This window comes from Mycobacterium sp. Marseille-P9652 (assembly GCF_902652685.1).
Lineage (GTDB): Bacteria > Actinomycetota > Actinomycetes > Mycobacteriales > Mycobacteriaceae > Mycobacterium.
This window is the reverse complement of the sequence record NZ_CACRUY010000016.1, coordinates 72,515-97,856: the sequence shown is the minus strand read 5'-3', so window position 1 is coordinate 97,856 and position 25,342 is coordinate 72,515. Positions and strand designations below refer to the sequence as shown.

The window sequence follows — 25,342 nt, the reverse complement described above, 5'->3', positions numbered from 1 at the left end:
CTCGACACCCACCAGCGACTTATCTGGCCAACGAAGCGGCGGCCGCGACGACGGTTGCGGCCGCCGCTTCACCCTGCCCACTTGACAAGATGTCCCCCATATCAGTCGCGATCGCGAGCGCGGCATTTGCCGGGCGATGCGGGGCGCGACCATCGAACTAGTCCGGGGCGCCCAGCAGCAGGTCGGCGTCGAAGCAGCTGTGGTCGCCGGTGTGGCAGGCGCCCCCCACCTGATCGACCGTCAGCAGCACCGTGTCGCCGTCGCAGTCCAGCCGCACCGAGTGCACGTACTGGGTGTGACCGGACGTCTCGCCCTTGATCCACTGCCGGCCGCGCGACCGCGAAAAGTATGTCGCCTCACGGGTTTCCAGCGTGCGGGCCAGCGCGTCGTCGTCCATCCAGGCGACCATCAGCACGTCGCCCGTGCCGCGCTCCTGCACCACGGCGGCGAACAGCCCGTCGGCGTTGCGCTTGAGCCGCGACGCGATCTGCGGGTCGAGCGTCATCGGACGGTGATCCCCTCGGCGGCCATGGCGGACTTCACCTGGCCGATCGTCAGCTCCCGGAAGTGAAACACGCTGGCCGCCAACACCGCATCCGCGCCGGCGGCGACCGCCGGCGCGAAATGCTCCGCCGCCCCCGCGCCTCCGCTGGCGATCACCGGCACGGTGACCGCCGCGCGCACCGCCCGCAACATCGCCAGGTCGAATCCCGCCTTCGTGCCGTCGGCGTCCATCGAGTTGAGCAGGATCTCCCCCACCCCGAGCTCCGCACCGCGGGCCGCCCACTCGACGGCGTCGATCCCGGTGCCGCGGCGCCCGCCGTGGGTGGTCACCTCCCAGCCCGACGGGGTCGGCGTCGACCCCGCGGGCACCGTGCGGGCGTCGACCGACAGCACGATGCATTGCGACCCGAACTGGCGGGCCATTTCGGCGAGCAGGTCGGGGCGGGCGATCGCCGCGGTGTTGACCGAGACCTTGTCGGCCCCGGCGCGCAGCAGCACGTCGACGTCGGCCACCGTGCGCACACCGCCGCCCACCGTCAGCGGGATGAACACCTGCTCGGCCGTGCGGCGCACCACGTCGAGCATGGTGGCCCGCTCCGACGACGATGCGGTGACGTCGAGGAAGGTGAGCTCGTCGGCGCCCTCGGCGTCGTAGGCGGCGGCCAGTTCGACGGGATCGCCCGCGTCGCGCAGGTTCTCGAAGTTGACGCCCTTGACCACGCGGCCCGCGTCGACGTCCAGGCACGGAATCACCCGCACCGCAAGGCCTTTGCCGGTCATCTCAGTACTCCCCGGGATCGCCTGTGGCACGCAGGATTTCGAGGATCTCGTCGAGGGCGCCGGGGGCCGCGGCGACCGCGGACTGCGCCGCCGGTGTCCACCGTTCGCCGGCCAGGTTGGTGACTTCGCCGCCCGCGGCCCGCACCAGCGCGACGCCGGCGGCGTGGTCCCACACGTGACCGCCGAAACTGATGGAGGCGGCCAGGATCCCGTCCGCGACGTAGGCCAGGTCCAGGCCCGTGGAGCCGTGCATCCGCAACCGGGACGACACCCGGCTGAGGTTCTCCAGCAGCGCCACCCGGTAGCGCCCGGGGAACTTGCCGCGCGCGTCCGCGCTGAACGACCCGGCGCCGATCAGGGCGTCGGCCAGCTCGACGCGCTCCAGCGGCGCCTGCGGCACACCGTTTCTCACCAGCGACTCACCGACGATGGCGGTGTAGCGCTGGCCGGTGAACGGCACCCAGGTCAGGCCGGCCACCGGATCGCCGCGGTGCAGCAGGCCGAGCAGGATGCCGGCCATGGGCGACCCGGCCGCGTAGTTGAAGGTGCCGTCGACCGGGTCGAGGACCCACACCCACTCGGCGTCGACGTCCTCACCGCCGTATTCCTCGCCGTGCACACCGATTCCGGTGGTCTCTTCCAGCGCCGAGACGACCTGGCGCTCGATCGCCAGGTCGACGTCGGTCGCGAAGTCGTTGCCCTTCTTCTGCACGGCCGAATCGGCGCGGTGGCCGGACAGGAAGGGCTCGGTGGCGTCGTCGAGGATGGCGGATGCCTTGGCCACCAGGGCGTCTAGGTCCATGACGGCTACCCTCCCACCGCGGCCAGTGCCTGCGGCAAGGTGAACCGCCCGGCGTAGAGCGCCTTCCCGACGATCGCGCCCTCGACGCCGCGGCCGGTCAGCGTGGCGATGGCACGCAGGTCGTCGATGCTGGACACGCCGCCGGAGGCGATCACCGGGGCGTCGGTGCGATCGGCGACCGATGCCAGCAGCTCGAGGTTGGGGCCGCCCAGCGTGCCGTCCTTCGTCACATCGGTGACGACATATCGCGAACACCCTTGACCGTCAAGGCGTTCCAGCACTTCCCACAGGTCTCCCCCGTCCGTCTCCCAGCCGCGTCCCCGCAACCGGTGCTGCTGGTCGACGATTTGGACGTCCAGGCCGACCGCCACCTTGTCGCCGTGCTGGCCGATCGCCCGGGCGCACCAGTCGGGGTTCTCCAGGGCCGCGGTGCCCAGGTTGACCCGGGCGCACCCCGTGGCCAGCGCCGCGGCGAGGGAGTCGTCGTCGCGGATGCCGCCCGAGAGTTCCACCTGCACGTCGAGCTTCCCGACCACCTCGGCAAGCAGTTCGCGGTTGGAGCCGCGCCCGAACGCGGCGTCGAGGTCCACCAGGTGGATCCATTCGGCCCCGTCGCGCTGCCAGCCCAGCGCGGCGTCCAGCGCCGAGCCATATTCGGTCTCACTGCCGGCCTTGCCCTGCACCAGGCGCACGGCGCGGCCGTCGACCACGTCGACCGCGGGCAACAGAATCAGTCGCATCCCCTATAGCCCCCCGACCCAATTGCTCAGCACCGCCGCACCTGCGTCCCCGCTCTTCTCCGGATGAAATTGGGTGGCCGACAACGGCCCGTCCTCGACGGCGGCCAGGAAGTCCACGTGATGCGTCGCCCAGGTCAGCACCGCCTCCGGTGCTCCCTCCCAGCGTTGCGCCGCATACGAGTGCACGAAGTAGAAACGGGTGTCGGCGTCCAGGCCCCGGAACAGAACACTGCCGGGGTCGGAATGCACGACGTTCCACCCCATGTGCGGGATCACCGGCGCGTCCAGCCGCGTCACCGCCCCCGCCCACTGGCCGCAGCCCGTTGTCTCGACGCCGAATTCGACCCCGCGCGCGAACATGATCTGCATGCCCACGCACACGCCGAGAACGGGCCGCCCTCCGGCGACCCGCTCGGCGATGATCCGGTCGCCGGAGATCTTGCGCAGGCCCGTCATGCACGCCTCGAACGCGCCGACGCCGGGAACGACGAGCCCGTCGGCGGCGGCGGCGGCGGCGGGGTCGGCGGTCACCTCGACCGACGCGCCGACGCGTTGCAGCGCGCGCTGCGCCGATCGCAGGTTACCCGAGCCGTAGTCGAGGACAACCACCGATTTGCTTGTCACAGAACACCTTTGGTGGAGGGCACGCCGGACACTCGCGGGTCGGGCTCGACGGCCTGACGCAGCGCCCGGGCCACCGCCTTGTACTGCGCCTCGGTGATGTGGTGCGGGTCGCGCCCGTAGAGGACCCGGACATGCAGCGCGATGCGCGCGTTGGCGGCCAGGGTCTCGAACACGTGCCGGTTCACCACGGTGTGGTAGGGCACCGAACTGCCGGCAATGGTGGTGTGCTGCAGATGGTCCGGCTCCCCGGTGTGCACGCAATACGCCCGGCCCGACACGTCGACCACCGCGTGCGCGAGCGTCTCGTCCATCGGGATGAACGCGTCCCCGAAACGGCGGATGCCCTTCTTGTCGCCGAGCGCCTCCCCGAGCGCCTGGCCCAGGGCGATCGCGGTGTCCTCGATCGTGTGGTGCGCCTCGATGTCGACGTCGCCCTCGGTGCGGATGCTCAGGTCGAAGCTGGCGTGGCTGCCCAGCGCCGTCAGCATGTGGTCGTAGAACGGCACACCGGTGTCGACGTGCACCTGCCCGGTGCCGTCGAGGTCAAGCTCGACGACGATGTCGGATTCCTTGGTGCGGCGCTCGATCCGCGCGCGGCGGGTCGCAAGCGTGGTCATGGCGCTCCTACGGGGCTGGTGACTGGTGTCAGGTCGGTGGCGAGCTGGGCGCTGACCCTCAGGAACGCGTCGTTCTCGTCGGTTAGTCCCGTGGTGGCGCGCAGATAGCCGGGGATTCCCACGTCGCGGATCAGGATGCCCGCCTCGAGATAGCGCCCCCAGGTGGCGGGCGCGTCGGCGAACTCGCCGAACAACACGAAGTTGGCGTCGCTCGGGATCACGCGGAACCCCATGCCTCGCAACGACTTCGTGACGCGTTCACGTTCGGCGACGAGCGCCGCGACGCTGCTCAGGGTGTCGTCGGCGTGCCGCAGCGCGGCCCGGGCCGCGGCCTGGGTGACCGACGACAGGTGATAGGGCAGCCGCACCAGCAGCATTGCGTCGATGACGGCCGGGGTGGCGACCAGGTAGCCCAGCCGCCCGCCGGCGAAGGCGAACGCCTTGCTCATGGTGCGGGTGACGATGAGCTTGGCGGGGTACTGCTCGATCAGCGCGACGGCGCTGGGCTGCGAGGAAAACTCGCCGTAGGCCTCGTCCACGATGACGATGCCCGGCACCGCGTCGAGCAGGCGCCGCAGGTCTTCAAGCGGGACGCTCTGCCCGGACGGGTTGTTGGGGCTGGCGAGGAACACCACGTCGGGCCGCCGGTCGGCGACGGCGGCCAGCGCGGTCTCCACGTCGAGGCCGAAGTCGTCGGCGCGCGCGGCCTCGAGCCATTCGGTGCGGGTGGCGTCGGAGATGATCGGGTGCATCGAGTACGACGGGACGAACCCGATGGCCGTGCGCCCCGGCCCCCCGAAGGCCTGCAGCAGCTGCTGCAGGATCTCGTTGGAACCGTTGGCGGCCCAGACGTTTTCGACGTCGAGCGGGACGCCGGTCTGCGCGGTGAGGTAGGCGGCCAGGTCGCGGCGCAGGGCCACCGCGTCGCGGTCGGGGTAGCGGTGCAGGTCGGTGGCGGCCTCGGCGACCGAGCGCACGACGTCGTCGACCAGCGCCTGGCTGGGCGGGTGCGGGTTCTCGTTGGTGTTGAGCCGCACCGGGACCGCCAATTGCGGCGCGCCGTAAGGGGTTTTGCCGCGCAGGTCGTCGCGCAGCGGCAGGTCGTCCAGGGTCGGGCGTTCGGCGCTCATCGTTCGAACCTCCGCCGGATCGCCTCGCCGTGCGCCGGCAGGTCTTCGGCTTTGGCCAGGGTGGTCACGTGCCCGGACACGTCCTTCAGGGCCGCCTCGGTGTAGTCGACGACGTGGATGCCGCGCAGGAACGTCTGCACCGACAGGCCGCTGGAGTGCTTGGCGGACCCGCCGGTGGGCAGCACGTGGTTGGACCCGGCGCAGTAGTCGCCCAGGCTCACGGGCGCGTACGGGCCGACGAAAATGGCGCCGGCGGAACGTATCCGCGCGGCCACCCGAGGCGCGTCGACGGTCTGGATCTCCAGGTGCTCGGCGGCGTAGGCGTTGACGACGCGGACGCCGGCGTCGAGGTCGTCGACCAGGATGATGGCCGACTGCCGGCCGCCGAGCGCGGCCGTCACCCGTTCGCGGTGCACGGTGGTTTGCAGCTGGGCGGCCACCTCGGCGTCGGTGGCGGCGGCCAGATCTTCACTGGGCGTGACCAGCACGCTGCCGGCCATCTCGTCGTGCTCGGCCTGGCTGATGAGGTCGGCGGCGACGTGCGCGGGGTCGGCGGTGTGGTCGGCGAGGATGGCGATCTCGGTGGGCCCGGCTTCCGCGTCGATCCCGACCTGCGAGCGGCACAGGCGTTTGGCGGCGGTGACGTAGATGTTGCCCGGGCCGGTGATCATGTCGACGGGCGCCAGATCCGTGCCGTCGGTGTCGGTTCCGCCGTAGGCCAGCAGGGCCACGGCCTGGGCGCCGCCCAGGGCCCACACCTCGTCGACGCCCAGCAGGTGGGCCGCCGCGAGGATGGTCGGGTGCGGCAGGCCCTCGAACCGGGCCTGCGGGGGGCTGGCCACCACCAGCGAGTCGACGCCGGCCGCCTGGGCCGGGACGACGTTCATCACGACGCTCGACGGGTACACCGCGTTGCCGCCGGGGACGTAGAGGCCGACCCGCTCGACGGGAACCCACCGCTCGGTGACCGTCGCGCCGGGTCCCAGGGTGGTGGTGACGTCGGCGCGGCGCTGGTCGGCGTGCACGGCCCGGGTGCGCTCGATCATCACCTGCAGGGCCTCGGCCACCTGGGTGTCCAGGCCGTCGAGCGCCGCCCGCAGCGCCGCTTCCGGCACCCGGACGGCCGGCGGCCGCACACCGTCGAACGACGCACCGAACTCCAGCGCCGCTTCGGCCCCGCGTTCGGCGACGGCCTCCACGATCGGGCGGACGATGGGCAGAACGCTCTCCACGTCGGCGCCGCCCCGCGGAAGCGTGGCCCGCAGGCGCGCCGCCGTCAGCTCGGCGCCCCGCAGGTCGATGCGGGCCATCGGCGACGGTTGGGAGGTGGTCACGCCGTCCATTGTCCCAGAGCAACTCAAATGGATATCCGGCCGGTACAGTGCCGGTCATGTCGAGAAAAGAACATCCCAACAACGCCCCGGGCGTCCCGATGCTCTTTCCAGTCTGGTTCGAGAACCTTCAGGTCAAGTACCTCAACAGGGCGATCAAGCCGTTCGCGCGGTTCATGCCCGGGACCGCGACCATCAAGCATCGCGGCCGCAAGTCCGGCAAGACCTACGAGACGATCATCACCCCGTACCGCAAGGGCAACATGGTGGCGATCGCGCTGGGGCATGGGAAGACCGACTGGGTCAAGAACGTGCTGGCCGCGGGCGAGGCCGACCTGCAGTACGGCCGCAATCGCATGGTGCACCTCACCAACACCCGCATCCTGCCGGCCGGCTCCGACGGCCCCGACGCCGAGCGCCTGCCTCGGATGGCGCGCATGCAGCTGCGCCGGGTCGGCGTGTTCGTCGGCGACATCGCCTGAGGGCGTCCGTTTGAGGGTGTAAAGCCGGCGTTCGGTGTGCGCCAGTGGCGGGGTTCCGGCGAGTTTCGCCGCCCGGAATACACCCTCGATGCCCAGGTTTCACACTCAACTAAGCCCTGGTGAAGACGGTCTTGCCGACCATCGTCGGCCACGCCGACGGGGCGTCGTCCCACGCGACGACGCGGTCGACGGCCGGTGACAGGTCCAGGCCGCCGGCGAGCAACTCGAGCACCCGCGGGATGACGGTGCGGGCGCTGACGCGACCGGTCACGAATCGCACGCCCCGCGTGTACATCGGCAGCAAGGGCATCGCGACCGTGTATTCCGGGTAGATCCCGGTGTCGGTGCACACCCCGTCCGGCCAGGTCGCCCGCAGCGTGGCCGCGAGGATGTCCGGCTCGGCGGTCGTGTGCACGGTGACCGGGTACGGATCCCAGGACTTGTCGGGCTTGGCGAGGTCGTGAGCGGTCGCGCCGAGCTTCTCGGCGGCGGCCAGCCGTTGCGGGTCGGTGTCCACGTAATCGACGTGGGCGCCCAGCGTCGCGGCGAACGCGGCTGCATACAACCCGATCGACAACCGCCCGGCCACCAGCACGCGGCGGTCGACGGGCTCGAGCCCGCCCAGCGCGTCGCGGAACGGCCCGACGGTCCGCCACCCGTCGGGAATGTTGTCCGACAGCGAGGCGATCGAAACGGGGTCGACGGAGTCGGGCAGGGGTATCAGCATCGCGTCCGCGTAGGGCACCAGCACCAGGTCGGACATGAAGGCGCCGCCGTCCAGGCCGGCGATGGGGGCCATGCCGTAGCACGCCATCAGCGGCACCGAGGCGCACGATCCGGTCACGCCGCGGCGGCATTCGCGGCAGGTGCCGCAGCTGATCTGGAAGGGCACCACCACGCGGTCGCCCACCGCGACGTCCCGCACGGCGTCGCCGACCGCGACGACCTCGCCCACCCCCTCGTGCCCCACCGCGTAGCCCGGCGGCAACGGGAGCCGCCCGTGGCAGACCGCGACGTCCAGGTCGCAGCACGCCACCATCAGCGGCCGGATCAGCGCCTGCTCCGGCGCGGCGATCCGGGGTTCCGCGACGTCGCGCCAGGCGTAGCGCCCCGACTCTTCATAGGTCAGCTGCCTCATCTCAGCATTCTTGAGTGATTACTCAAGTATTGTCAATACTCGTGCCCCGTCCCGACCGCAGCCGCGCCGCGCTGATCGACGCCGCCGCCACCCTGTTCCGCCGCCAGGGCTATGCGGCTACCGGGCTCAACCAGATCCTCGGGGAGGCCGGCGTCCGGCCCGGTTCGCTCTACCACCACTTCCCCGACGGCAAGCAGCAACTGGCCGCGGCGGTCGTCGACACCGCGGGCGGCGCCATCGAGCGATTGCTGCGTCAGTTCCTCGCCACCGGCCGACCGGTGGCCGACATCGTCGATGGGTGGATCGACCTGCTGATCGCGGGATTGGCCGGCGACCGTCGCGACGGCTGCCCGGTCGAGCCGATCGCGACCGAGTCGGTGAACGCGAGCACGGTGGTGCGCGAAGCGTCGGCCCGCGCGTTTCGGCAATGGTGCGTGGCGATCGAGGAGCGGCTGTGCTCCGACGGGTGGTCGGACGAGGACGCTCGCCGCGTCGCCGTCGCGGTCATCTCACTGATCGAGGGGGCGCTGATTCTTTCCCGGATTGCCGGGGACACCGAGGCTCTCGACGCCGCCAAGCCCGCAGCGCGCGCGCTGCTGGGTTGACGGCGCGGCGGTGTTGGTGTGAAGGGCGTGACGTCGGTTGTCAACTTTGTTGGGGAACAAGGACTTAGGACCCTACGGCGTGGCCCGGTGCGGCGAGACGATGACAGGTGCACAACCAACCCCTCTGAGCAGAAGGGATCTCCCGATGGCTGACAACGACCTGACCGCCCGGTTCGAAAAGATCTCCACGGCCGCCAGGGAGGCGAACGACAAGGTGCGCGCCGCGGCGCAGCAAGCCCGCGAACAGATCCAGGCCGATGCGGCCGCCGCGCGCGACAGGGCGAACCACGCGGCCGATCACCTGGAAGACCGGGCAACAGCCGCCCACGACGAGGCGTCGAAGCACTGGCGGGAGATCGCCGAGAAGTGGAAGTCCCACGTCGCCAAGATCCGCAAGGACATGGCGGAGAAGAGGGCTGAGCACGAGGCCAAGGAAATGGACGCCTACGCCAACATGGCCATCGGCTATGCGCTGGACACCATCGACTTCGCCGAGGCCGCGGTCTACGAAGCCGAATACGCTGTGCTCGACGCGCTTTCGGCTCGCTCTGCAGCCGACGCGATGGCCCGAGGATGACCCTCCGGTAGCACCTACATGTCCAGGCCGATGTCGAGCGCGCGCACCGAGTGCGTCAGCGCGCCGACGGCCAGGTAATCGACGCCCGTCGCGGCGTAGGTCGCCGCGGTGTCGAGGCTGATCCCCCCGGACGATTCGAGCAACACGGCGGGCGCGTGGGCATCGCGGCGCTGCACCGCGATCTGGGTCTGCCACACCGGAAAGTTGTCCAGCAGAACCAGTTCCGGCTTCTCCGGCAGCACCGCATCGAGCTGCTCGAGCGAGTCGACCTCCACCTCGCACGGCATCTCGGGCGCGGCGTCGCGCACCGCGCGCAGCGCGCCGACCACGGAACCGGCCGCCGCGACGTGGTTGTCCTTGATCAGTGCCGCGTCGCCCAGGCCGAGCCGGTGGTTGACGCCGCCGCCGACCCGCACCGCGTACTTCTGCAGCGCGCGCAGCCCGGGCAGCGTCTTGCGCGTGTCGCGGACCTTCGCCTTCGTGCCCCGGACGGCGTCGACCCAGGCCGCCGTCGTGGTCGCGATGCCCGACAGGTGGCAAATCAGGTTGAGCATTGTGCGCTCGGCGGTGAGGAGCCCGCGCGTCTCGGCCTCGACCGTCAGCAGCGGCTGACCGGGCTGTGCCCGCGCGCCGTCGTCGACGCGGTCGAGCACCCGGTAGGTGCCGCCGCCGAGCACCTCGTCGAGCACCAGCAGCGCGATGTCCACGCCGGCGACCACGCCGGGCTCGCGGGGGACCATCGAGGCCGTCGCGACCGCGGCCGCGGGAACGGTCGCCGCCGTGGTGACGTCGGGCCCGTAGCGCAGGTCCTCGTCCAGTGCCCGTCGGATGGTGTCCAGCGCGGCGGCGCGGTCGGAGTCGGAGAGCATGTCAACCCACCGCCGCCAGCGCCTCGTCGAGGACGGAGCTGCCGTCGCCGGCCAGCCGCAGGACGCTGCTGCGTGCCTGGTCCGGCACGGCCGCGCCGAACTCCGCACGGTGGTGGCAGCCCCGGCTTTCGGTGCGGGCGAGCGCCGCCGCGGTCACGGCCCTGGCGGCCAGCGCCAGAGCGACGTCCTCGAAGTCCCGCCGGCCCGCGATGACGCGCTTCGGCGCCCGGGAAAGCTTGTCGGACAGGCGGTTCAGGCCGGTCGCGTCGCGCACCACCGACGCGTCGCGGCTCATGGCCCGCTGCAGGTCGGCGCGGTCGGGCGCGGTGTGGATGAGCGACTCGGGCGGCGCGGCGCGAGTGGGTCCGGCCTCGGCCGCGTGGTCGGCCGCGGCCTTCCCCGCCCGGCCCCCCACCACGAGGCCCTCGAGAAGGCTGTTGGAGGCCAGCCGATTCGCGCCGTGCATGCCCGTGCGGGCGACCTCGCCCGCGGCATAGAGGCCCGGCAACTCGGTCTGCCCGTACACGTCGGTGACGATGCCCCCGCAGCTGTAGTGCGCGCCCGGGACGACCGGGATGGGTTGGCGGACGGGGTCGATGCCGGCGGCGCGGCACGCGGCGGTGACGGTCGGGAAGCGCTTCGCGAAGCTGGGGATGCCGCGGGCGTCGAGGTAGACGCAGGAATCGCCGGTGGCCCGCAGCCGCGCGTCGATGGCGCCGGCGACGACGTCGCGCGGCGCCAGGTCGCCCATCGGGTGGACGCCAGCCGTCACCGAGTTGCCCTGCCTGTCAATCAAAATCGCTCCCTCGCCGCGGATGGCCTCGGTGACCAGCGGGCGCCGCCCCCCGCTCCGCCCCCCGTACAGCATGGTCGGGTGGAACTGGATGAATTCCAGGTCGCTGACCGCGACGCCGGCCCACAGCGCCAGCGCGATCCCGTCAGCGGTGGAGCCTTCGGGGTTCGTGGTCGCGCCGTAGAGGTGGCCCAGGCCCCCGGAGGCCAGGATCACCGCGGGCGCGCTGATGATTCCGTGGCCGTCCGGGCTGTCGACGAGCACGCCCGTGACGCCCGCCGGGCCGTCGTGCAGCACCCGGAGGGCCACGTGACCGGTGCGGACGTCGAGGGTGGCCGCGGCGTGGTCGAGCGCCCGCTGGACCTCGGCCCCGGTGGCGTCGCCGCCGGCGTGCACGATTCGGCGGCGCGAGTGGCCGCCTTCTCGGGTGAGCGCCCACTGGCCTGGCCGTGATTCGTCGAAATGCGCTCCGGCGCCGACCAACTCGGACACCGCGCGGTAGCCGTCGGCCACGATGGAGTAGACGGCGGCCGGGTCGCACAACCCCGCCCCCGCGACCACGGTGTCGGCGACGTGGGCGTCGATGGAGTCATCATTGCCCGGCAGCACCACCGCGATGCCGCCCTGGGCGTAGTGGGTGGCGGTCACGCCGTGCCGGCGGTCGGCCTTGGAGAGGACGACGACGCGTTTGCCGGCCCGATGGGCGGCCAGCGCCGCGGCCAGCCCGGCGACCCCGGTGCCGACGACGACGACGTCGGCGGTGTCGGTCCACTCGCAGTGGGTCGTCATTCGCCGCCGCCCGGTTGCCCGATCTCGATCATCCGCTGCACGCTGCGCCGGCCCGCCGCCGCGATGTCCGGGTCGACGTGCACCTCGTCGGCGCCCTCGACCAGGCACCGCAGCAGGGCCGCGGGGGTGATCATCTTCATGAACTTGCACGACGCGCGGTCGTTTACCGGTTGGAAGTCGACTTGCGGTGCGGCCCTGCGCAATTGGTACAGCATGCCGACCTCGGTGGCGACCAGCACCTTGCGGGCGCGCGTCTCGTGGGCCGCATCCAGCATGCCGCCGGTGGACAGGATCTTCACCCGGTCCGCGGGGAAGGCGCCCTCGCCGGCGAGGTACAGCGCCGAAGTGGCGCAACCACATTCGGGGTGGACGTACAGCTCGGCGTCGGGGTTGGCGCGGGCGCGGTCGGTGAGCTCGTCGCCGTTGATGCCGGCGTGCACGTGGCACTCCCCGGCCCACACGTGGACGTTGCTGCGGCCGGTGACCCGGCGGACGTGGGCGCCCAGGAACTGGTCGGGGCAGAACAGCACCTCGCGGTCGGGGTCGATGGAGTTGACCACGTCGACGGCGTTGGACGAGGTGCAGCAGATGTCGGTCAGCGCCTTCACCGCCGCGGTGGTGTTGACGTAGGAGACGACGACGGCGCCGGGGTGCTCGTCCTTCCAGGCGCGCAGTTCGTCCGGCGTGATCGAATCGGCCAGCGAACACCCGGCCCGCTGGTCGGGGATCAGTACCGTCTTGTCCGGGCTGAGGATCTTCGCGGTCTCGGCCATGAAGTGCACGCCGCAGAAGACGATGGTGTCCTCGGGGGCCTCCGCGGCGATCCGCGAGAGGGCCAGCGAGTCGCCCACGTGGTCGGCGACGTCCTGGATGGCCGGCAGCTGGTAGTTGTGCGCGAGCAGGGTGGCGCCGCGCAGCTTCGCCAGCCGGCGGATCTCGGCGGCCCACTGCTCGTCGGCGTCCACGCCGTTGTAGCCGGTTTGAGAATCGGTGATTCGGGCAGTCATTGCTGTCACGTTTTCAGCGAGCGTGTCCATGCGGGCCAGGACCGTCACGGCGGCTCCTTTCGCAACCGGGAGGTTTTCGACTTATGATCGAAAACATGGCCCATGGTAGCACCGCGCACGAGGTGCTCGCCGTCGTGTTCCAGGTTCGCGATGTGACGACGGGTCCTCGTGCGGGAAAACCCCAGCTGAACGTCCTGTTATGGCAGCGTGCCCGCGAACCGCAGAAGGGTGCGTGGTCGCTGCCGGGCGGACGGCTGCGCAACGACGAGGACATGATCACGTCGGTCCGGCGTCAGCTGGCCGAGAAGGTGGACCTCAAGGAGCTGGCGCATCTCGAGCAGCTCGCGGTCTTCTCCGAACCCCGCCGCGTCCCCGGCGTCCGGGTGATCGCGTCGACCTTCCTGGGCCTGGTGCCCTCCCCCGCCATCCCCGAGCTCCCGCCCGACACCCGCTGGCATCCCGTGAACTCCCTGCCGCCGATGGCGTTCGACCACGGGCCGATGGTGGCCCACGCCCGCGCCCGGCTGGTGGCCAAGCTGTCCTACACCAATATCGGATTTGCCTTGGCGCCAAGGGAATTCGCGTTGTCCACGCTGCGCGACATCTACGGCGCCGCCCTCGGCTATCAGGTCGACGCGACCAACCTGCAGCGGGTGCTGGCGCGTCGCGGCGTCATCTCCCCGACCGGCACCGTCGCCCAGTCCGGGCGCAGCGGCGGGCGCCCCGCGGCGCTCTACCACTTCACCGACGCGCAGTTGCGGGTCACCGACGAATTCGCCGCATTCCGGCCCCGCGTCGCTATGAATTGACTGTGAGATCCGCGTGACGCGGCTGACCTGCGCGACTCCGTCGAGAACTGGCCCACAAAGCGGCGATTGCATTTTGGTTACCGCACGTTCATACGCGACAATGCCCGTTGGCCATGAAGGGAGCCTCAATGGAGCTCGGCAATCTGGCAGGAACGCGCGGTGCGCAGTGGATCGGTCAGCCACCCCACGAGGAACTACAGCGCAAGGTGCGCCCGCTGCTGCCGTCCGACGACCCGTTCTACCAGCCCCCGCTCGGTTTCCAGCACGCCGAGCCGGGGACCGTCCTGCGCTCCCGGGACGTCGAGCTGGCATTCCTCGGTCTGATCCCCCAGCCCGTCAAGGCCGTCCAGCTGCTCTACCGGACGATGGACATGAACGGCGAGCCCGAGGCCACGGTGACCACCGTCATCGTGCCGGCCGAACTCGCTCCCGAACGCCCGTGCCCGCTGCTGTCGTACCAGTGCGCCATCGACGCGATGTCGTCGCGCTGCTTCCCGTCGTATGCGCTGCGCCGCCGGGCGAAGGCCCTCGGGTCGCTGGGTCAGTTGGAGCTGCTGCTGATCAGCGCCGCGGTGGCCGAGGGGTGGGCCGTGTCGGTGCCCGACCACGAGGGCCTGCGCGGCATGTGGGGCGCCCCGTACGAACCCGGCTACCGCACCCTTGACGGCATCCGCGCCGCGCTGAGCTTCGACCGCCTGGGGCTGTCCCCGTCGGCCGCGATCGGGCTGTGGGGTTACTCGGGCGGCGGGCTCGCCAGCGCCTGGGCTGCCGAGATGTGCGGCGCGTACGCACCTGAACTGGACATCGTTGGGGCCGTCCTCGGCTCCCCCGTCGGCGACCTCGGACACACGTTCCGCCGCCTCAACGGCAGCTTCCTGGCGGGACTTCCCGCGCTGGTGGTGGCCGCCCTCGCCCACGCCTACCCCGACCTGGACCGGGTGATCAAGGAACACGCCAACGAGGAGGGACGCGCCCTGCTCGAGTCCCTCGAGACGATGACGACCGTGGAAGCCGTCGTGAAGATGGCCGGCAAGGACATGGGTGACTACCTCGACGAGCCGCTCGAGGACATCCTGTCCACACCCGAGGTCAGCTTCGTCTTCGACAACATCAGGCTGGGCGCGGCCGTGCCGACGCCGCCGGTACTGATCGTGCAGGCCGTGCACGACTACCTGATCTCCGTCGACGACATCGACGCGCTCGCCGACGTCTATTCGGCCGGCGGCGCCCGGGTCACCTACCACCGCGACGCGTTCAACGAACACATGCTGCTGCACCCGCTGTCGGCGCCGATGACCCTGCGGTGGCTGACCGACCGGTTCGACCGGCGGCCGCTGACCGAGCACCTCATCCGGACGACATGGCCGACGATGTTCCACCCGATGACCTACGTCGGCATGGCGCGGCTGGTCAAGATCGCCGCCAAGGTCATCACCGGCCGGAGGATCCACCGCCGACCGCTCTGATCGCCTTTAGGCCACGGGCTCCATCGGCTGGGCCGGCGAGGGCTGGTCGGCCACCGGAAGCGCCCCGAGGTCGTCGCGGGCGTTCGCCGCTGCCAGCACGGCGTACACCAGCGCCGCGATAGCGACGGGCCAGACGAGCGTGGCCGCCACCTGCAGCGGCTTGTCCGCGAAGAACACCGGCGGCGCCTGCACGACGTACGCCACGGACGGGCTCCCGATCAGGGGCACCGCGTCGAAGTTGAGGGACCCGTCGCGCACCCGGACCAGCAGCGCCCCGACGGCCGATGCCGCGGCGGCCGCGGCCAGCATCCCGACCGACAGGCCCACGACCATCCCAGGCCCGCGGTGCGCCCGCCACTGCCACACCAGCACCGTCCCGACCACCGCCAGCACGGTCAGGAGCCCGAGCATCAGGCACGGCGCGTCGAAGAAGTGGTTGATCTCCGGCCCGAGATACTCGTGGACCCGATCGCCCGCGCGGGTGATCGCCACGACCACGTGGATCGGCGGGGCGATCCACGCCCAGAGCCCGCCGATGAGCACACCGGTCACCGCCAGGCCCGCCGCGGTGACGGCGATCGCGCGCGTCCGCGGGCTCCGGGCCGCGGCGCGCGGGCCGGGCGTCTGCTGCTCGGTCACCGCTGCGCCTCCACGTCGACCGAGTCGACCTCACCGTGGCGCGAGCATTGCGCCCGCCAGCCGTCCGGGCGGACCTGCACCACCATGCGGCGACCACACTGCGCGCAGAACCGGGGCGGCTCGAGGCCCAATTGGGCCGCCGTCGGCACGGCCGTGCCCCCCAGTTCGCCGGTGTAGACGTTGTAGACGCCCGCGCTGACGGCGGCGCCCAGATCCTGACCCACAGCCCCAGTGTCTAACAGGCCGGCTCAAAGGGTGGCATTGAGCGCCTTGATCGGCATCTGCAGATCCTCGAGGAGCCCGAGGTCCGCTTCGGCCGGGCGGCCAAGCGTGGTGAGGTAGTTGCCGACGATGACGGCGTTGATGCCGCCGAGCATGCCCTGCTTGGCGCCGAGGTCGCCGAGGGTGATCTCGCGGCCGCCGGCAAAGCGCAGAATGGTGCGCGGCAACGCCAGGCGGAAAGCGGCGACGCACTTCAGTGCCTCGCTCGCGGGCATCACGTCGAGGTCGCCGAACGGCGTGCCGGGGCGGGGGTTGAGGAAGTTCAGCGGCACCTCGTCCGGCCCGAGCTCGGCCAACTCGGCGGCGAACTCGGCGCGCTGCTCGACGGTCTCGCCCATGCCGAGGATGCCGCCGCAGCACACCTCCATGCCGGCGTCGCGGACCATGGACAGCGTCTGCCAGCGCTCCTCCCAGGTGTGGGTGGTCACGACGTTGGTGAAGTGCGAGCGGGCCGTCTCGAGGTTGTGGTTGTAGCGGTGTACGCCCATCGCCGACAGCCGCTCCACCTGCTCGGCGGTCAGCATGCCCAGCGAGCAGGCGATGTTGATCTCGACCTCGTCGCGGATCGCCTCGATACCCGCGGCGACCTGCGCCATCAACCGCTCGTCGGGCCCGCGGACGGCGGCCACGATGCAGAACTCCGTGGCACCCGACTTGGCGGTCTGCTTGGCCGCCTCGACCAGGCTGGGGATGTCCAGCCGGGCGCTGCGCACGGGCGACGAGAACAACCCCGACTGGGAGCAGAAGTGGCAGTCCTCCGGGCAGCCCCCGGTCTTGAGGCTGATGATGCCCTCGACCTCGACCTCCGGACCGCACCAGCGCATCCGGACGTCGTGGGCCAGCGCCAAAAGCTCGTCGAGCCGATCGTCGGGCAGGTGCAGGACCCGCAGCACCTGATCCTTGCTCAGCCCCTCGCCGCGCTCGAGCACCTGCTCGCGGGCCTCGGCGAGGATGTCCGTGTCATCGGTGCCGGTCGTCGGTCGAGTGGCCGCTTGAGTCACGGGGCTCCTCTGCATCGGTCGTCGGGCCGTGCGCACGGCCCTACTTGCCACGCGGTTGTGGCAGCCTGAACAAATCGGTGTTCAAAGTAGGGTAACGGCCGCGGAACCGGGGGTCCGGCGGGGTATGTCAGCAGGATGATCCATTCGCTGTCCCAGGCGCACGTCGAAATCGTCGCCCACCACTGGATCCTGCTGGCGGTCCCGGCGTTCCTCCCGGCGATCATCGTCGTCGCGGTCGTCCTCTACGTCGCGTTGCGGGACCGCCGCGGATGTCGCAAACCCAGGCCGCTGCGGGCGGTGAGCCGGCCCGAGGACGCGTCGGACAGCAAATCCGTCGAGCGGGATGAGCGAACCGGTACCGACGGTAACAAAGGATGATTGACGCGCGCCGGATTGGGGCATTCCCGATCCTGCAGGTTTGGATCACATCTCCCCGGACGGTCGGGCGCGGTTGGGAGGATTTGACATGACATTCGACATGACAGCGTCGGATTTCGAGATTCTTGCGGAGCCATCGGCGCGCGGCGCCGGGCTCAACCAGGTGATCGGGCTGTCGATCGCCGCCGCGGTGATCACCGTCCTCATGCTGTGGGTGGGGTATGCGCACCGCACCCGTCGCATCACCTGGCTGGCCCGCATCGCCGACAAGATGGGCGAGAAGTTCAACCGCCCCTCGTGGGTGGCCCTGCCCGTCCTGGTGTTCACCACCTTCATCATCTGCGCCCTGTTCGGGTTCATCTGGGACGTCAGCTGGCACATCGGCAACGGCCGCGACCCCGGCCCGCTCGCCAACCCCGCGCACTACTTCATCATCATCGGCCTGTTCGGCGTCTTCCTCGCCGGCGCGCTGGCCGTCGTGCTGCCCTACGACAAACCCGGCCCGGCGTCGGTGCGGATCACCGAGGACTGGCACGCCCCCGTGGGCGGCGTCCTGATGGCCGGGTGCGGCCTGTACGCCCTGATCGGGTTCCCGCTGGACGACATCTGGCACCGCATCTTCGGCCAGGACGTAACCCTCTGGGGCCCAACGCATCTGATGATGATCGGCGGCGCGGGCCTCTCGCTGTTCTCCGTGTTGATGCTGGAATACGAGGGCGGCCGGGCACTCCCCGAGCCGCCCGCCGAGCGGCCGTTCGTCCGGTTCCTGCGGTACCTGTCGCTGGGCGGCCTGCTGATCGGCCTGTCGGTCTACCAGATCGAGTACGACTTCGGCGTCGAGCAGTTCCGGCTGGTGCTGCAGCCGATGATGATCGCCGTCGTCGCTTCGATCGGGTTGGTGGTCGCCCGCATCACCATGGGCCGGGGCGCCGCCGTCATCGCCGCCCTCTTCGCGATCGCGCTGCGCGGTGCCGTGTCGGTGATGGTCGGCCCGATCCTGGGCGCCCCCACCAACTGGTTCCCCCTGTACCTGGGCCCCGCGATCGTGGTCGAGGTGCTGGCGTTCACCCCGTTGTTCAAGCGCCCCATGGCATTTGGCGCGGTCGCCGGCCTGGGCGTGGGCACTGTCGGGCTGTGGCTGGAGTCGCTGTGGATCGGCGCCGTGTACCACTACCCGTGGCCCGCGGCCATGTGGGGCGAGGCCCTCGCGATGGCCGTGCCCGCCGCGGTCCTGGCCGGCGTCTGCGGGGCGATGATGGGCATGGTGCTCACCGGGCAGCGGCTGCCCAGCCACCCGATCGGGATCTCGCTTGTGGTGCTCACGGTCCTGGCGATCGGCGGCGCGGTCGCCAACGGGCTGCACATCGTGGTGCCCAAGCAGGACACCGCCACCGTCACGCTGACGGAGCTGCCGAGCCCGGCCGGGCAGCGCATGGTGTCGGCCGATGTTCAGCTCACGCCGCCGTTCGTGAGCGACCACCCGGAGTGGGTGACGATCCTGTCGTGGCAGGGGCGGATGGAGAATCAGCGCGGCCTGGTGATCGACCGGCTGCAGAAGGTCGGCCCCGGCCACTACCGGTCCACCGAGCCGGTGCCCGTGTGGGGTTCGTGGAAGACCCTGCTGCGGGTCCAGGACGGCTACACGATGACCGCGGTCCCGATCTTCGAGCCGGCCGACGACGCCATCCCCGCGGCCGAGGTGCCCGCCGTGGCGTCCAGCACGCGGCCGTTCGTCCAGGAGATCACCATCCTGCAGCGCGAACGCGACCTGAGCGCACCGACGTGGCTGTTCACCGCCGGCTCGATCGTGGTGCTGATCTTCACGCTGATGGTCATCGCCGGCCTGACCTGGGGCGCCGGGCGGCTCAACCGGGCCGTGCTCGAGCCGGAGCCGTTCGAGGAGAAGCAACCCCTTCCGCGGGCGGCGTGAGCGATGGCGGTTCGTAACGCCCTCGCCGCGGCCGGGGTGGCGGCGATGACGTGCGGGCTGGTCGCGTGCGGCGGCTCGGGCGGCCAGTCGAAGGCGCCGCCGCCGGCTTTGGACGTCGACGTCACCATCGCCAAGGGGCAGGTGACCCCGGCCAACGCCAGCCTGCAGGCCAGGGTGCACCAGCCCATCACCCTCAAGGTCAGCAGCGACGCCCCCGACGAGGTGCACGTGCACTCGGTGCCCGACCACAAGTTCGAGGTCGCCGCCGCCCCCAATCAGACGTTCCAGTTCAGCGTCGACGTCCCCGGCAACGTCGAGGTGGAACTCCACCACCTCGACCGCACGATCGCGACGATCCAAGTCCAGCCGTGACGCCGGGCGGCGCGACGGCGGTGCTCGCGCACGGGCTCGGCGGGTCGGGCGACCTGCCGGTGCCCTACGCGTACGCGATGGTCGGCGCGGCGTGGGCGCTGACGTTCACCTTCGCCCTGGTGGCGTTCGCGTGGCGGCGGCCGCGCTTCGACCCGCGCAAGCCCGGCCATGCCCTGCCGGCGGTCGTGACCCGGGTGGTCGACGCGCCAGCGACGCGCTGGACCGTGGCGGTCGTGGCCTTGGTGTTCGCGATGTGGGTGGTGCTGGCCGGGGTGTTCGGTCCGCGGTCGCCGACGAACGCCCTGCTGGGCGCGTTCTACGTGCTGCTGTGGGTGGGGTTGGTGGCGCTGTCGCTGGTTTTCGGGCCGGTCTGGCGGGTGCTCTCGCCGGTGCGGACCGTGTACCTTTTGCTGTTCCGGTTCCGACCGCGACTGCCTTACCCCGAGGGTTGGGGGTACCGCCCGGCGGCGGTCGGGCTGTTCACCTTCGTCTGGATGGAACTGGCCAGCCCGAACCCCGCGTCGCTGCCGATGGTCGAGGCGTGGCTGCTGATCTACGCGGTGCTGATGCTGGGCGGGGCCGGTTTGTGCGGGCGGCGCTGGCTGGCCCGCGCCGACCCGTTCGGCGTGTACAGCATGGCGGTCTCCCGGCTTTCGCCGTTTCGCCGCAACCCGGAGACCGGGCTGATCGTCGTCGGAAATCCGCTCGACCACCTGCCGTCGCTGCCGGTGCGCCCGGGTGTGGTGCTGACGCTGGCGGTGCTGCTGGGATCGACGGCGTTCGACAGTTTCTCGGCGTCGCCGACGTGGCGCGGCTTCACCGACGTGGTGTCCCGTGGCTGGGGTGTGGCGCCGGCCCTGTCGTCGTCGCTGTTGCGGACCGCCGGGCTCGTGGTGTTCATTGCCGTTGTGGCGGTGACGTTTTCGCTCGCGGCGCGCGCGACGGGCGGCGTCGACCGCGAGCAACGACGCGCGTTGCCCGGCCAGATGGCGCACTCGCTGATCCCCATCGTGGTCGGCTACATCTTCGCCCACTACCTGTCCTACCTCGTCGAGCGCGGGCAGCAGGCCGTCATCAGCCTGGCCGACCCGTTCGGCCGGGGCTGGAACCCGCTCGGCTTGGCGCATCAGCAGGTGGCCTACGTCCTGTCCACGCACCCGCCGGTGCTCGCCGGGATCAAGGTGACGTGCGTGGTCGTCGGGCACATCCTGGCGGTGATCGCCGCCCACGACAAAGCCCTGCGCCTGCTGCCAGCCGGGCACCAGCTCACCGGCCAGTTGACGATGATGCTCGTCATGGTCGGCTACACCTTCACCGGCCTGTATCTGCTGTTCGGCGGCTAGATCAGGTAGTCGACCTTCTTGTCGCCGTCCCAGCGGCGCAGCGCGGCGAAGCTGCCCGGGATCTCCGGCGGGCGGCCAGTGATGTGCAGCGCCCGGCTCAGCGCCGGCCCCGCGACGCGGCGGGCCAGGGTGACGTGCGGCGTCCAGTGCCCGGGCAGGCTGTTGGGCGCCGGAGCGGGCAGCAGGTGGTCGAGGCTGATGCGGTGCACATGCGCGTGCAGATCGAGCAGCGCGGCGGTCGGGACGATCAGCCGGGTCAGGATGGCGCTGTTTCGCCCGAGCAGCAGCGGGGCGCCGACGGCACACGGCAGGGGCAGTCGCGCGGTCAGCGGCCGCAGCAGCGCGTCGACGTCCTCGGCGATGCGGTCGGCCACGGCCAGGGTCACGTGCGGCCGGCCGGCCGGCGCCTGGCTGGGGATGTCGGCGGCCGCCAGCGCTTCCCACATGTCGCGGAGCGTCGCCTCGGTGGCCTCGTCGAACAGCAGCTCGATCGAATGGACCATCAGGCCACCAGGCCCGCGACCCAGTCGGCGTCGAACGCCCCGGCGCTCATCCTCGCGAAGGCGTCGGCGTCGAGCTTTCCGGCCCCGGCGGGCAGCGCCGCGCGCACCGGGGCCAGCCGCGCGAGCGCCGAACGGTTCGACGCTTCGACGACCCCGGGGTGTTCCGGCCAGCTCCCGATCACCAGCCCGGCACACGGAATACGCTGTGTTGCAAGGGCTTCCAGCGTGAGCGCGGTGTGGTTGAGGGTGCCCAGCCCGGCGGTGACCGCCACCAGGGCCGGGGCGTGCAGCCCGACGGCGAGGTCGCGCAACGTCACGCCGGCATCGGCGAGTTCGACCAGCAGCCCGCCCGCGCCCTCGACCAGCGTCAGCCGGCCCGGCCGGTCGAGGCCCCGGACGAGCCGCAGCACCTCGTCCTCGGTGGGCAGCGCCAACCCGGCGCGCTCGGCCGCCGCGGCGGGTGCGAGCGGCTCCGGGTAACGCGCCAGCCCGGCCAGCTCGGTCACGCCGGACAGGCGGGCCACCTCGGCGAGGTCGTCGTCGCCGTCGTCGGTGCCGGTCTGGACGGGCTTGCAGACGGCGACGTCAATGGCGGCCCGCCGGGCGTGACTCGCCAGTGCCGCCGTGACGATCGTCTTGCCCACCCCGGTGCCGGTGCCCGTGACGACCAGGACGGTCAACGGCGGGCCAGAATGTTCGTCAGTACCCGGCGCGCGAGCTGCATGTCGGCGTCCTCCAGCGACGCGCGTGCGGTCAGCCGCAGCCGGGAGGTTCCCGCGGGCACGGTTGGGGGGCGGAAGCAGCCCACCTTCACGCCGGCGTCGAGGCATGCGGTCGCCGAGGCCAGCGCCACCTCGGGGTCGCCCAGGATCACCGACACCACCGCCGACTGCGGCGACACCGACAGCCCGCAGACGTCGGCCAGCTCGCGGGCACGGCGCAGCACGGCGCTTGGCCGCCACGGCTCCGCACGCAGCACGGTCAGGGCGGCGCGCGCGGCGCCCACGGCCGCGGGCGCCAGGCCGGTGTCGAAGATGAACGGCCGGGCCGCGTCGATCAGGTGGGCGCGCACGGCCTCGGGCCCGAGGACCGCCCCACCCTGGCTGCCCAGCGCCTTGGACAGCGTCGTCGTCATCACGATGTCGGGCGCGCCCGCTAGGCCCAACTCGTGCAGCAGCCCACGGCCGCCGCCGCGCACGCCGAGCCCGTGTGCCTCGTCGACGAGGAGCACCGCGCGGTGCCGGCGGCAGACGTCGTGCAGCTCGCGCAGCGGCGCCAGCGCGCCGTCGGCGCTGAACACCGATTCGGTGATGACAAGGGCGCGGTCCTCGTCGCGGGAGGCCAGGGCGGCTTCCACGGCCGCGACGTCGCGGTGCGGCGCCACCACCACGCGGGCCCGCGACAGCCGGCACGCGTCCACCAGCGAGGCGTGCGACAACGCGTCCGAGACCACCAGCGATCCCGCGCCGGAGAGGCCGACGACAGCCCCCATGTTGGCCGTGTATCCCGACGAGAACAGCAGACCGGCGGGTGCGCCCACGAACTCGGCGAGCTCGGCCTCGAATTGCTCGTGCAGCTCGGTGTCACCGGTGACCAGGCGTGAGCCGGTGGCGCCGGCGCCCCACATGCGCAGCGCCACGACTCCCCCGTCGATGACGTCGGGGTGCTGCGACAGGCCGAGGTAGTCGTTGGACGCCAGGTCCAGCTCGGTGCCGATCGGCGGACGCGGCCGCAGCGAACGGCGCAGCCCCGCCTCGCGGCGCTGCGTCTCCACCGCCTCCAGCCAGGCCAGCGGTGACGATTCGAGCGGTGCCTTCATCGAGGCACAGCCTACGAGGCGCGCCACCGGGTCCGCCCACCGCCGCCTTCCTGGCGGCCCGTCGTGGCTCGCTGGCTTTCGGCCGCTCGGGATGCCGAGCCGTGTCGAGACTTGGTCCTAGTCAATCGATGGCGGATAATTGGGGAGATCGCGCCTGTGGGGGGTGCGCACGTGGGGGACCAATGGACAAGATCGACTTCGAGATTGCCGTGGGCGCGGCTGCGCAGGATGCCGTGTGGAACACGCAGCACCCCCTCACCCACCACTTGAGTGAGGACGATCCGCTCCGAGTCGAGTACCTGCGCGAATACCAGCGGTCGGTGGGTCGCCAGGTGCTCGCGGCGATAGAGAAACTCTGGTGCCGCGGCTCTTCGGCGAACGCGCTCAGTCATGGATTCGACGCTCCGGAGATTCCCGACGAGCAGGGTCTCGCCTGGCCTCAGGCGCAGCCGCTCGCCAATGGCTCTGAAGCAGGTTTCGGTCACCCGTCCTGATTCACCCAGGACCCGCCGAGCGTCTCGCTACAGCGAGATGACGCTACCCGGCCCACCCGGGAGCCCGCCGACGCCGCCGGGCAAACCGCCAGTGCCGACGAAGCCGTTGCCCGGAGTGATCGTGTAGACGTTGCCGCCGGTGCCGCCGTTTCCCCCGGTGAGGCCGGTGCCACCGAGGCCGCCGGTGCCACCGTGGCTTGTCCCCGTCGACAGGAAGTTGATCGCGGTCCCACCCGTTCCGCCGGTGCCGCCGATGGTGACACCGCTGCCGCCGACGCCGCCGAGGCCGCCGTAGGCGGTACCCCAGTCGGTCGGGAGCCAGACCAGCAGCCCGTCGAAGGTGTCAACGGCGAGGTTGAAGGGCCCCATCACCGCGGCGCCGCCACGACCGCCGGCCCCGCCGACGTCGACGGTGCCCACACCGCCGGCCCCGCCCGTCCCTCCGGTAACGGTCCCCCATCCCGTGTTGAACGCGACACCGCCCTGGCCGCCGTCACCACCCGTCGCGCCCTGACCGCCGGCCCCGCCGGTGCCGCCGACACCGACGCCCGCCCCGCCCATACCGCCAGTGCCGCCATGCCCGCTGACGCTGTTCCCGCCGGCGCCGCCGACTGCACCCTGCGGAACGCCGAAGCCGAGCGGGTCGCTCCCGAACACGCCCGTGTTGCCGCCGGCGCCGCCGGTGCCGCCGATCCCGCCGACCCCGGCGAGCGGACCGACCGCGTCCCCACCGGTTCCACCGGCGCCACCCAGGCCCCAGAAGAGGCCGCCGGGCCCACCGTTGCCGCCGTTACCGCCATTCAGGCCGAGTGTGGTGACGGACCCGCCGGCGCCGCCGGCGCCGCCGAATCCCGCCCAGTTAGCGGCCCCGCCGTTCCCGCCGTTCGCGCCGGGGCCGCCGGAGCCGCCCATTCCGCCGTTGCCCATCAGGCCGGCCTGCCCGCCGTTGCCGCCGTTGACGCCGGCGACGGTGGAGTTCCAGCCGTTGCCGCCGTTGCCGATCAGCAAGCCGCCGTTCTGACCGTTCGGGCTGGTCTGCGTTCCGTCAGCACCGTTGTAAAAGAACGGTTCGCCGACCAACTGCCGGCCGGTCTGGTTGAGCTCGTACATGATGGTGCCCAGCACCTCGGTCCTGGGCGGCGGGGACGTTCCAGAGGCTTCCGCCACCGCGGTCGCCAGCGACGTGGAATTGATCGACTCGAGGGCCGCGTACCAGCTCGTTGACCCGTTCAAGACCTCCGTGAGTTGGGCGTTGACCGAGGCGAGTTGGTCGCCGAAACTCTGCATCGCAGCGCCGAACTGGTTGAACGCGTCCGTGACCGCCGTCGACACGCTGTCAAGCCCGGCCGCCGCCACAGCGGTGGTGGGCAGGGCGGCGGCCGCATGGGCGGCGCTGACCGACGAGCCGATCGACGCTATGTCCGCCGCCGCCGCTGCCATCGCGTCCGGCACCGCGATCACATAGGACACTGCTGACCTCCGAAGCCGTCGCGGCGCAACGCCGCCCCCCGACCACGG

The 25,342-nt window shown here is 71.4% G+C and carries 29 protein-coding genes; 10 read left to right on the top strand and 19 right to left on the bottom strand.

The features are described 5' to 3' along the window. Positions 1–157: 157 nt before the first annotated feature. The 8 genes from hisI to hisD are packed head-to-tail and all read right to left on the bottom strand — an operon-like array spanning position 158 to position 6,540. The gene (hisI, locus tag GPY60_RS11635; protein ID WP_156687823.1) at positions 158–505 is read right to left on the bottom strand and encodes a phosphoribosyl-AMP cyclohydrolase; all 348 of its coding nucleotides are present in this window, start codon (positions 503–505) and stop codon (positions 158–160) included. Further along, positions 502–1,284, bottom strand: coding sequence for an imidazole glycerol phosphate synthase subunit HisF (gene hisF, locus GPY60_RS11630; protein WP_156687822.1), 783 nt, complete (start codon positions 1,282–1,284; stop codon positions 502–504). The genes hisI and hisF overlap by 4 nt, the downstream gene beginning before the upstream one ends. Before the next feature lies 1 nt (position 1,285). Continuing rightward, positions 1,286–2,086: an inositol monophosphatase family protein gene (locus tag GPY60_RS11625; protein WP_156687821.1), complete on the bottom strand. Its 801-nt coding sequence runs from the start codon at positions 2,084–2,086 to the stop codon at positions 1,286–1,288. Between the two features lie 5 nt (positions 2,087–2,091). Beyond that, positions 2,092–2,826, bottom strand: a complete 735-nt coding sequence (gene priA / locus GPY60_RS11620; protein ID WP_156687820.1) for a bifunctional 1-(5-phosphoribosyl)-5-((5-phosphoribosylamino)methylideneamino)imidazole-4-carboxamide isomerase/phosphoribosylanthranilate isomerase PriA — start codon at positions 2,824–2,826, stop codon at positions 2,092–2,094. A gap of 3 nt (positions 2,827–2,829) precedes the next feature. After that, positions 2,830–3,450, bottom strand: coding sequence for an imidazole glycerol phosphate synthase subunit HisH (gene hisH, locus GPY60_RS11615; RefSeq protein WP_156687819.1), 621 nt, complete (start codon positions 3,448–3,450; stop codon positions 2,830–2,832). Then, entirely contained in the window at positions 3,447–4,067 is a 621-nt protein-coding gene (gene hisB / locus GPY60_RS11610; protein WP_156687818.1) for an imidazoleglycerol-phosphate dehydratase HisB, read from the bottom strand. The genes hisH and hisB overlap by 4 nt, the downstream gene beginning before the upstream one ends. Next, positions 4,064–5,197, bottom strand: a complete 1,134-nt coding sequence (locus GPY60_RS11605; protein WP_156687817.1) for a histidinol-phosphate transaminase — start codon at positions 5,195–5,197, stop codon at positions 4,064–4,066. The genes hisB and GPY60_RS11605 overlap by 4 nt, the downstream gene beginning before the upstream one ends. After that, on the bottom strand, positions 5,194–6,540 hold the full coding sequence (gene hisD / locus GPY60_RS11600; RefSeq protein WP_156687816.1) for a histidinol dehydrogenase: 1,347 nt from the start codon (positions 6,538–6,540) through the stop codon (positions 5,194–5,196). Before hisD ends, GPY60_RS11605 begins: the two co-directional genes overlap by 4 nt. Positions 6,541–6,587: 47 nt before the next feature. Between hisD and GPY60_RS11595 the strand changes: the two genes are divergently transcribed. Continuing rightward, positions 6,588–7,010 (top strand): nitroreductase family deazaflavin-dependent oxidoreductase, encoded by a 423-nt coding sequence (locus GPY60_RS11595; protein ID WP_156687815.1) that lies wholly within the window; start codon positions 6,588–6,590, stop codon positions 7,008–7,010. Positions 7,011–7,119: 109 nt separating this feature from the next. Here the strand turns inward: GPY60_RS11595 and GPY60_RS11590 are convergent, their stop codons facing one another. Continuing rightward, a complete protein-coding gene (locus tag GPY60_RS11590; RefSeq protein WP_156687814.1) occupies positions 7,120–8,148 on the bottom strand; it encodes a zinc-dependent alcohol dehydrogenase in 1,029 nt (342 codons plus the stop codon). 41 nt (positions 8,149–8,189) lie between these two features. Between GPY60_RS11590 and GPY60_RS11585 the strand changes: the two genes are divergently transcribed. Beyond that, positions 8,190–8,753: a TetR/AcrR family transcriptional regulator gene (locus GPY60_RS11585; RefSeq protein ID WP_156687813.1), complete on the top strand. Its 564-nt coding sequence runs from the start codon at positions 8,190–8,192 to the stop codon at positions 8,751–8,753. A gap of 145 nt (positions 8,754–8,898) precedes the next feature. Beyond that, positions 8,899–9,330, top strand: coding sequence for a hypothetical protein (locus tag GPY60_RS11580; protein WP_156687812.1), 432 nt, complete (start codon positions 8,899–8,901; stop codon positions 9,328–9,330). A gap of 14 nt (positions 9,331–9,344) precedes the next feature. Here the strand turns inward: GPY60_RS11580 and nadC are convergent, their stop codons facing one another. The 3 genes from nadC to nadA are packed head-to-tail and all read right to left on the bottom strand — an operon-like array spanning position 9,345 to position 12,818. Next, entirely contained in the window at positions 9,345–10,199 is an 855-nt protein-coding gene (gene nadC, locus GPY60_RS11575; protein ID WP_156687811.1) for a carboxylating nicotinate-nucleotide diphosphorylase, read from the bottom strand. A gap of 1 nt (position 10,200) precedes the next feature. Further along, positions 10,201–11,781 carry an L-aspartate oxidase gene (locus GPY60_RS11570; protein WP_156687810.1) on the bottom strand — a complete coding sequence of 527 codons (1,581 nt, stop codon included), beginning with the start codon at positions 11,779–11,781 and terminating at the stop codon, positions 10,201–10,203. Beyond that, complete coding sequence (nadA, locus tag GPY60_RS11565) at positions 11,778–12,818, bottom strand: quinolinate synthase NadA (protein ID WP_370462695.1); 1,041 nt, start codon at positions 12,816–12,818, stop codon at positions 11,778–11,780. The genes GPY60_RS11570 and nadA overlap by 4 nt, the downstream gene beginning before the upstream one ends. A gap of 65 nt (positions 12,819–12,883) precedes the next feature. On the opposite strand from nadA, the gene GPY60_RS11560 reads away from it, so the two are divergent. Both GPY60_RS11560 and GPY60_RS11555 read left to right on the top strand, forming a co-directional pair. Further along, a complete protein-coding gene (locus GPY60_RS11560; protein ID WP_156687808.1) occupies positions 12,884–13,597 on the top strand; it encodes an NUDIX hydrolase in 714 nt (237 codons plus the stop codon). A 128-nt stretch (positions 13,598–13,725) separates the two neighbouring features. Continuing rightward, positions 13,726–15,063 carry a lipase family protein gene (locus GPY60_RS11555; protein WP_156687807.1) on the top strand — a complete coding sequence of 446 codons (1,338 nt, stop codon included), beginning with the start codon at positions 13,726–13,728 and terminating at the stop codon, positions 15,061–15,063. Between the two features lie 6 nt (positions 15,064–15,069). Here the strand turns inward: GPY60_RS11555 and GPY60_RS11550 are convergent, their stop codons facing one another. From GPY60_RS11550 to bioB, 3 genes are read right to left on the bottom strand one after another with little or no spacing between them, the layout of a single operon-like run. Further along, positions 15,070–15,702, bottom strand: a complete 633-nt coding sequence (locus GPY60_RS11550; protein WP_156687806.1) for a DUF2567 domain-containing protein — start codon at positions 15,700–15,702, stop codon at positions 15,070–15,072. Continuing rightward, positions 15,699–15,926, bottom strand: a complete 228-nt coding sequence (bsaP, locus tag GPY60_RS11545; RefSeq protein WP_156687805.1) for a biotin synthase auxiliary protein BsaP — start codon at positions 15,924–15,926, stop codon at positions 15,699–15,701. Before bsaP ends, GPY60_RS11550 begins: the two co-directional genes overlap by 4 nt. Before the next feature lie 24 nt (positions 15,927–15,950). After that, positions 15,951–16,985 carry a biotin synthase BioB gene (bioB, locus tag GPY60_RS11540; RefSeq protein WP_156687804.1) on the bottom strand — a complete coding sequence of 345 codons (1,035 nt, stop codon included), beginning with the start codon at positions 16,983–16,985 and terminating at the stop codon, positions 15,951–15,953. A gap of 135 nt (positions 16,986–17,120) precedes the next feature. On the opposite strand from bioB, the gene GPY60_RS11535 reads away from it, so the two are divergent. The 4 genes from GPY60_RS11535 to GPY60_RS11520 all read left to right on the top strand — a co-directional run bounded on the left by GPY60_RS11535 (position 17,121) and on the right by GPY60_RS11520 (position 21,008). Then, positions 17,121–17,363: a hypothetical protein gene (locus GPY60_RS11535; protein WP_370462694.1), complete on the top strand. Its 243-nt coding sequence runs from the start codon at positions 17,121–17,123 to the stop codon at positions 17,361–17,363. Positions 17,364–17,463: 100 nt separating this feature from the next. Next, on the top strand, positions 17,464–19,293 hold the full coding sequence (locus GPY60_RS11530; RefSeq protein WP_156687828.1) for a hypothetical protein: 1,830 nt from the start codon (positions 17,464–17,466) through the stop codon (positions 19,291–19,293). 3 nt (positions 19,294–19,296) lie between these two features. After that, complete coding sequence (locus GPY60_RS11525; RefSeq protein WP_156687803.1) at positions 19,297–19,665, top strand: hypothetical protein; 369 nt, start codon at positions 19,297–19,299, stop codon at positions 19,663–19,665. Then, positions 19,662–21,008 carry a hypothetical protein gene (locus tag GPY60_RS11520; RefSeq protein WP_156687802.1) on the top strand — a complete coding sequence of 449 codons (1,347 nt, stop codon included), beginning with the start codon at positions 19,662–19,664 and terminating at the stop codon, positions 21,006–21,008. Before GPY60_RS11525 ends, GPY60_RS11520 begins: the two co-directional genes overlap by 4 nt. On the opposite strand, the gene GPY60_RS11515 is transcribed toward GPY60_RS11520, so the two are convergent. The 3 genes from GPY60_RS11515 to GPY60_RS11505 are packed head-to-tail and all read right to left on the bottom strand — an operon-like array spanning position 21,005 to position 23,330. After that, on the bottom strand, positions 21,005–21,511 hold the full coding sequence (locus GPY60_RS11515) for a 2'-5' RNA ligase family protein (protein ID WP_156687801.1): 507 nt from the start codon (positions 21,509–21,511) through the stop codon (positions 21,005–21,007). The genes GPY60_RS11520 and GPY60_RS11515 overlap by 4 nt on opposite strands. Beyond that, a complete protein-coding gene (bioD, locus tag GPY60_RS11510; RefSeq protein ID WP_156687800.1) occupies positions 21,511–22,191 on the bottom strand; it encodes a dethiobiotin synthase in 681 nt (226 codons plus the stop codon). Before bioD ends, GPY60_RS11515 begins: the two co-directional genes overlap by 1 nt. Continuing rightward, on the bottom strand, positions 22,188–23,330 hold the full coding sequence (locus GPY60_RS11505) for an 8-amino-7-oxononanoate synthase (RefSeq protein WP_156687799.1): 1,143 nt from the start codon (positions 23,328–23,330) through the stop codon (positions 22,188–22,190). Before GPY60_RS11505 ends, bioD begins: the two co-directional genes overlap by 4 nt. 182 nt (positions 23,331–23,512) lie before the next feature. Here GPY60_RS11505 and GPY60_RS11500 point away from each other — a divergent pair, with 182 nt between their 5' ends. Continuing rightward, complete coding sequence (locus GPY60_RS11500; protein ID WP_156687798.1) at positions 23,513–23,824, top strand: hypothetical protein; 312 nt, start codon at positions 23,513–23,515, stop codon at positions 23,822–23,824. Between the two features lie 27 nt (positions 23,825–23,851). On the opposite strand, the gene GPY60_RS27530 is transcribed toward GPY60_RS11500, so the two are convergent. Beyond that, positions 23,852–25,294 (bottom strand): PE family protein, encoded by a 1,443-nt coding sequence (locus GPY60_RS27530; protein ID WP_156687797.1) that lies wholly within the window; start codon positions 25,292–25,294, stop codon positions 23,852–23,854. Between the last annotated feature and the right edge of the window lie 48 nt (positions 25,295–25,342).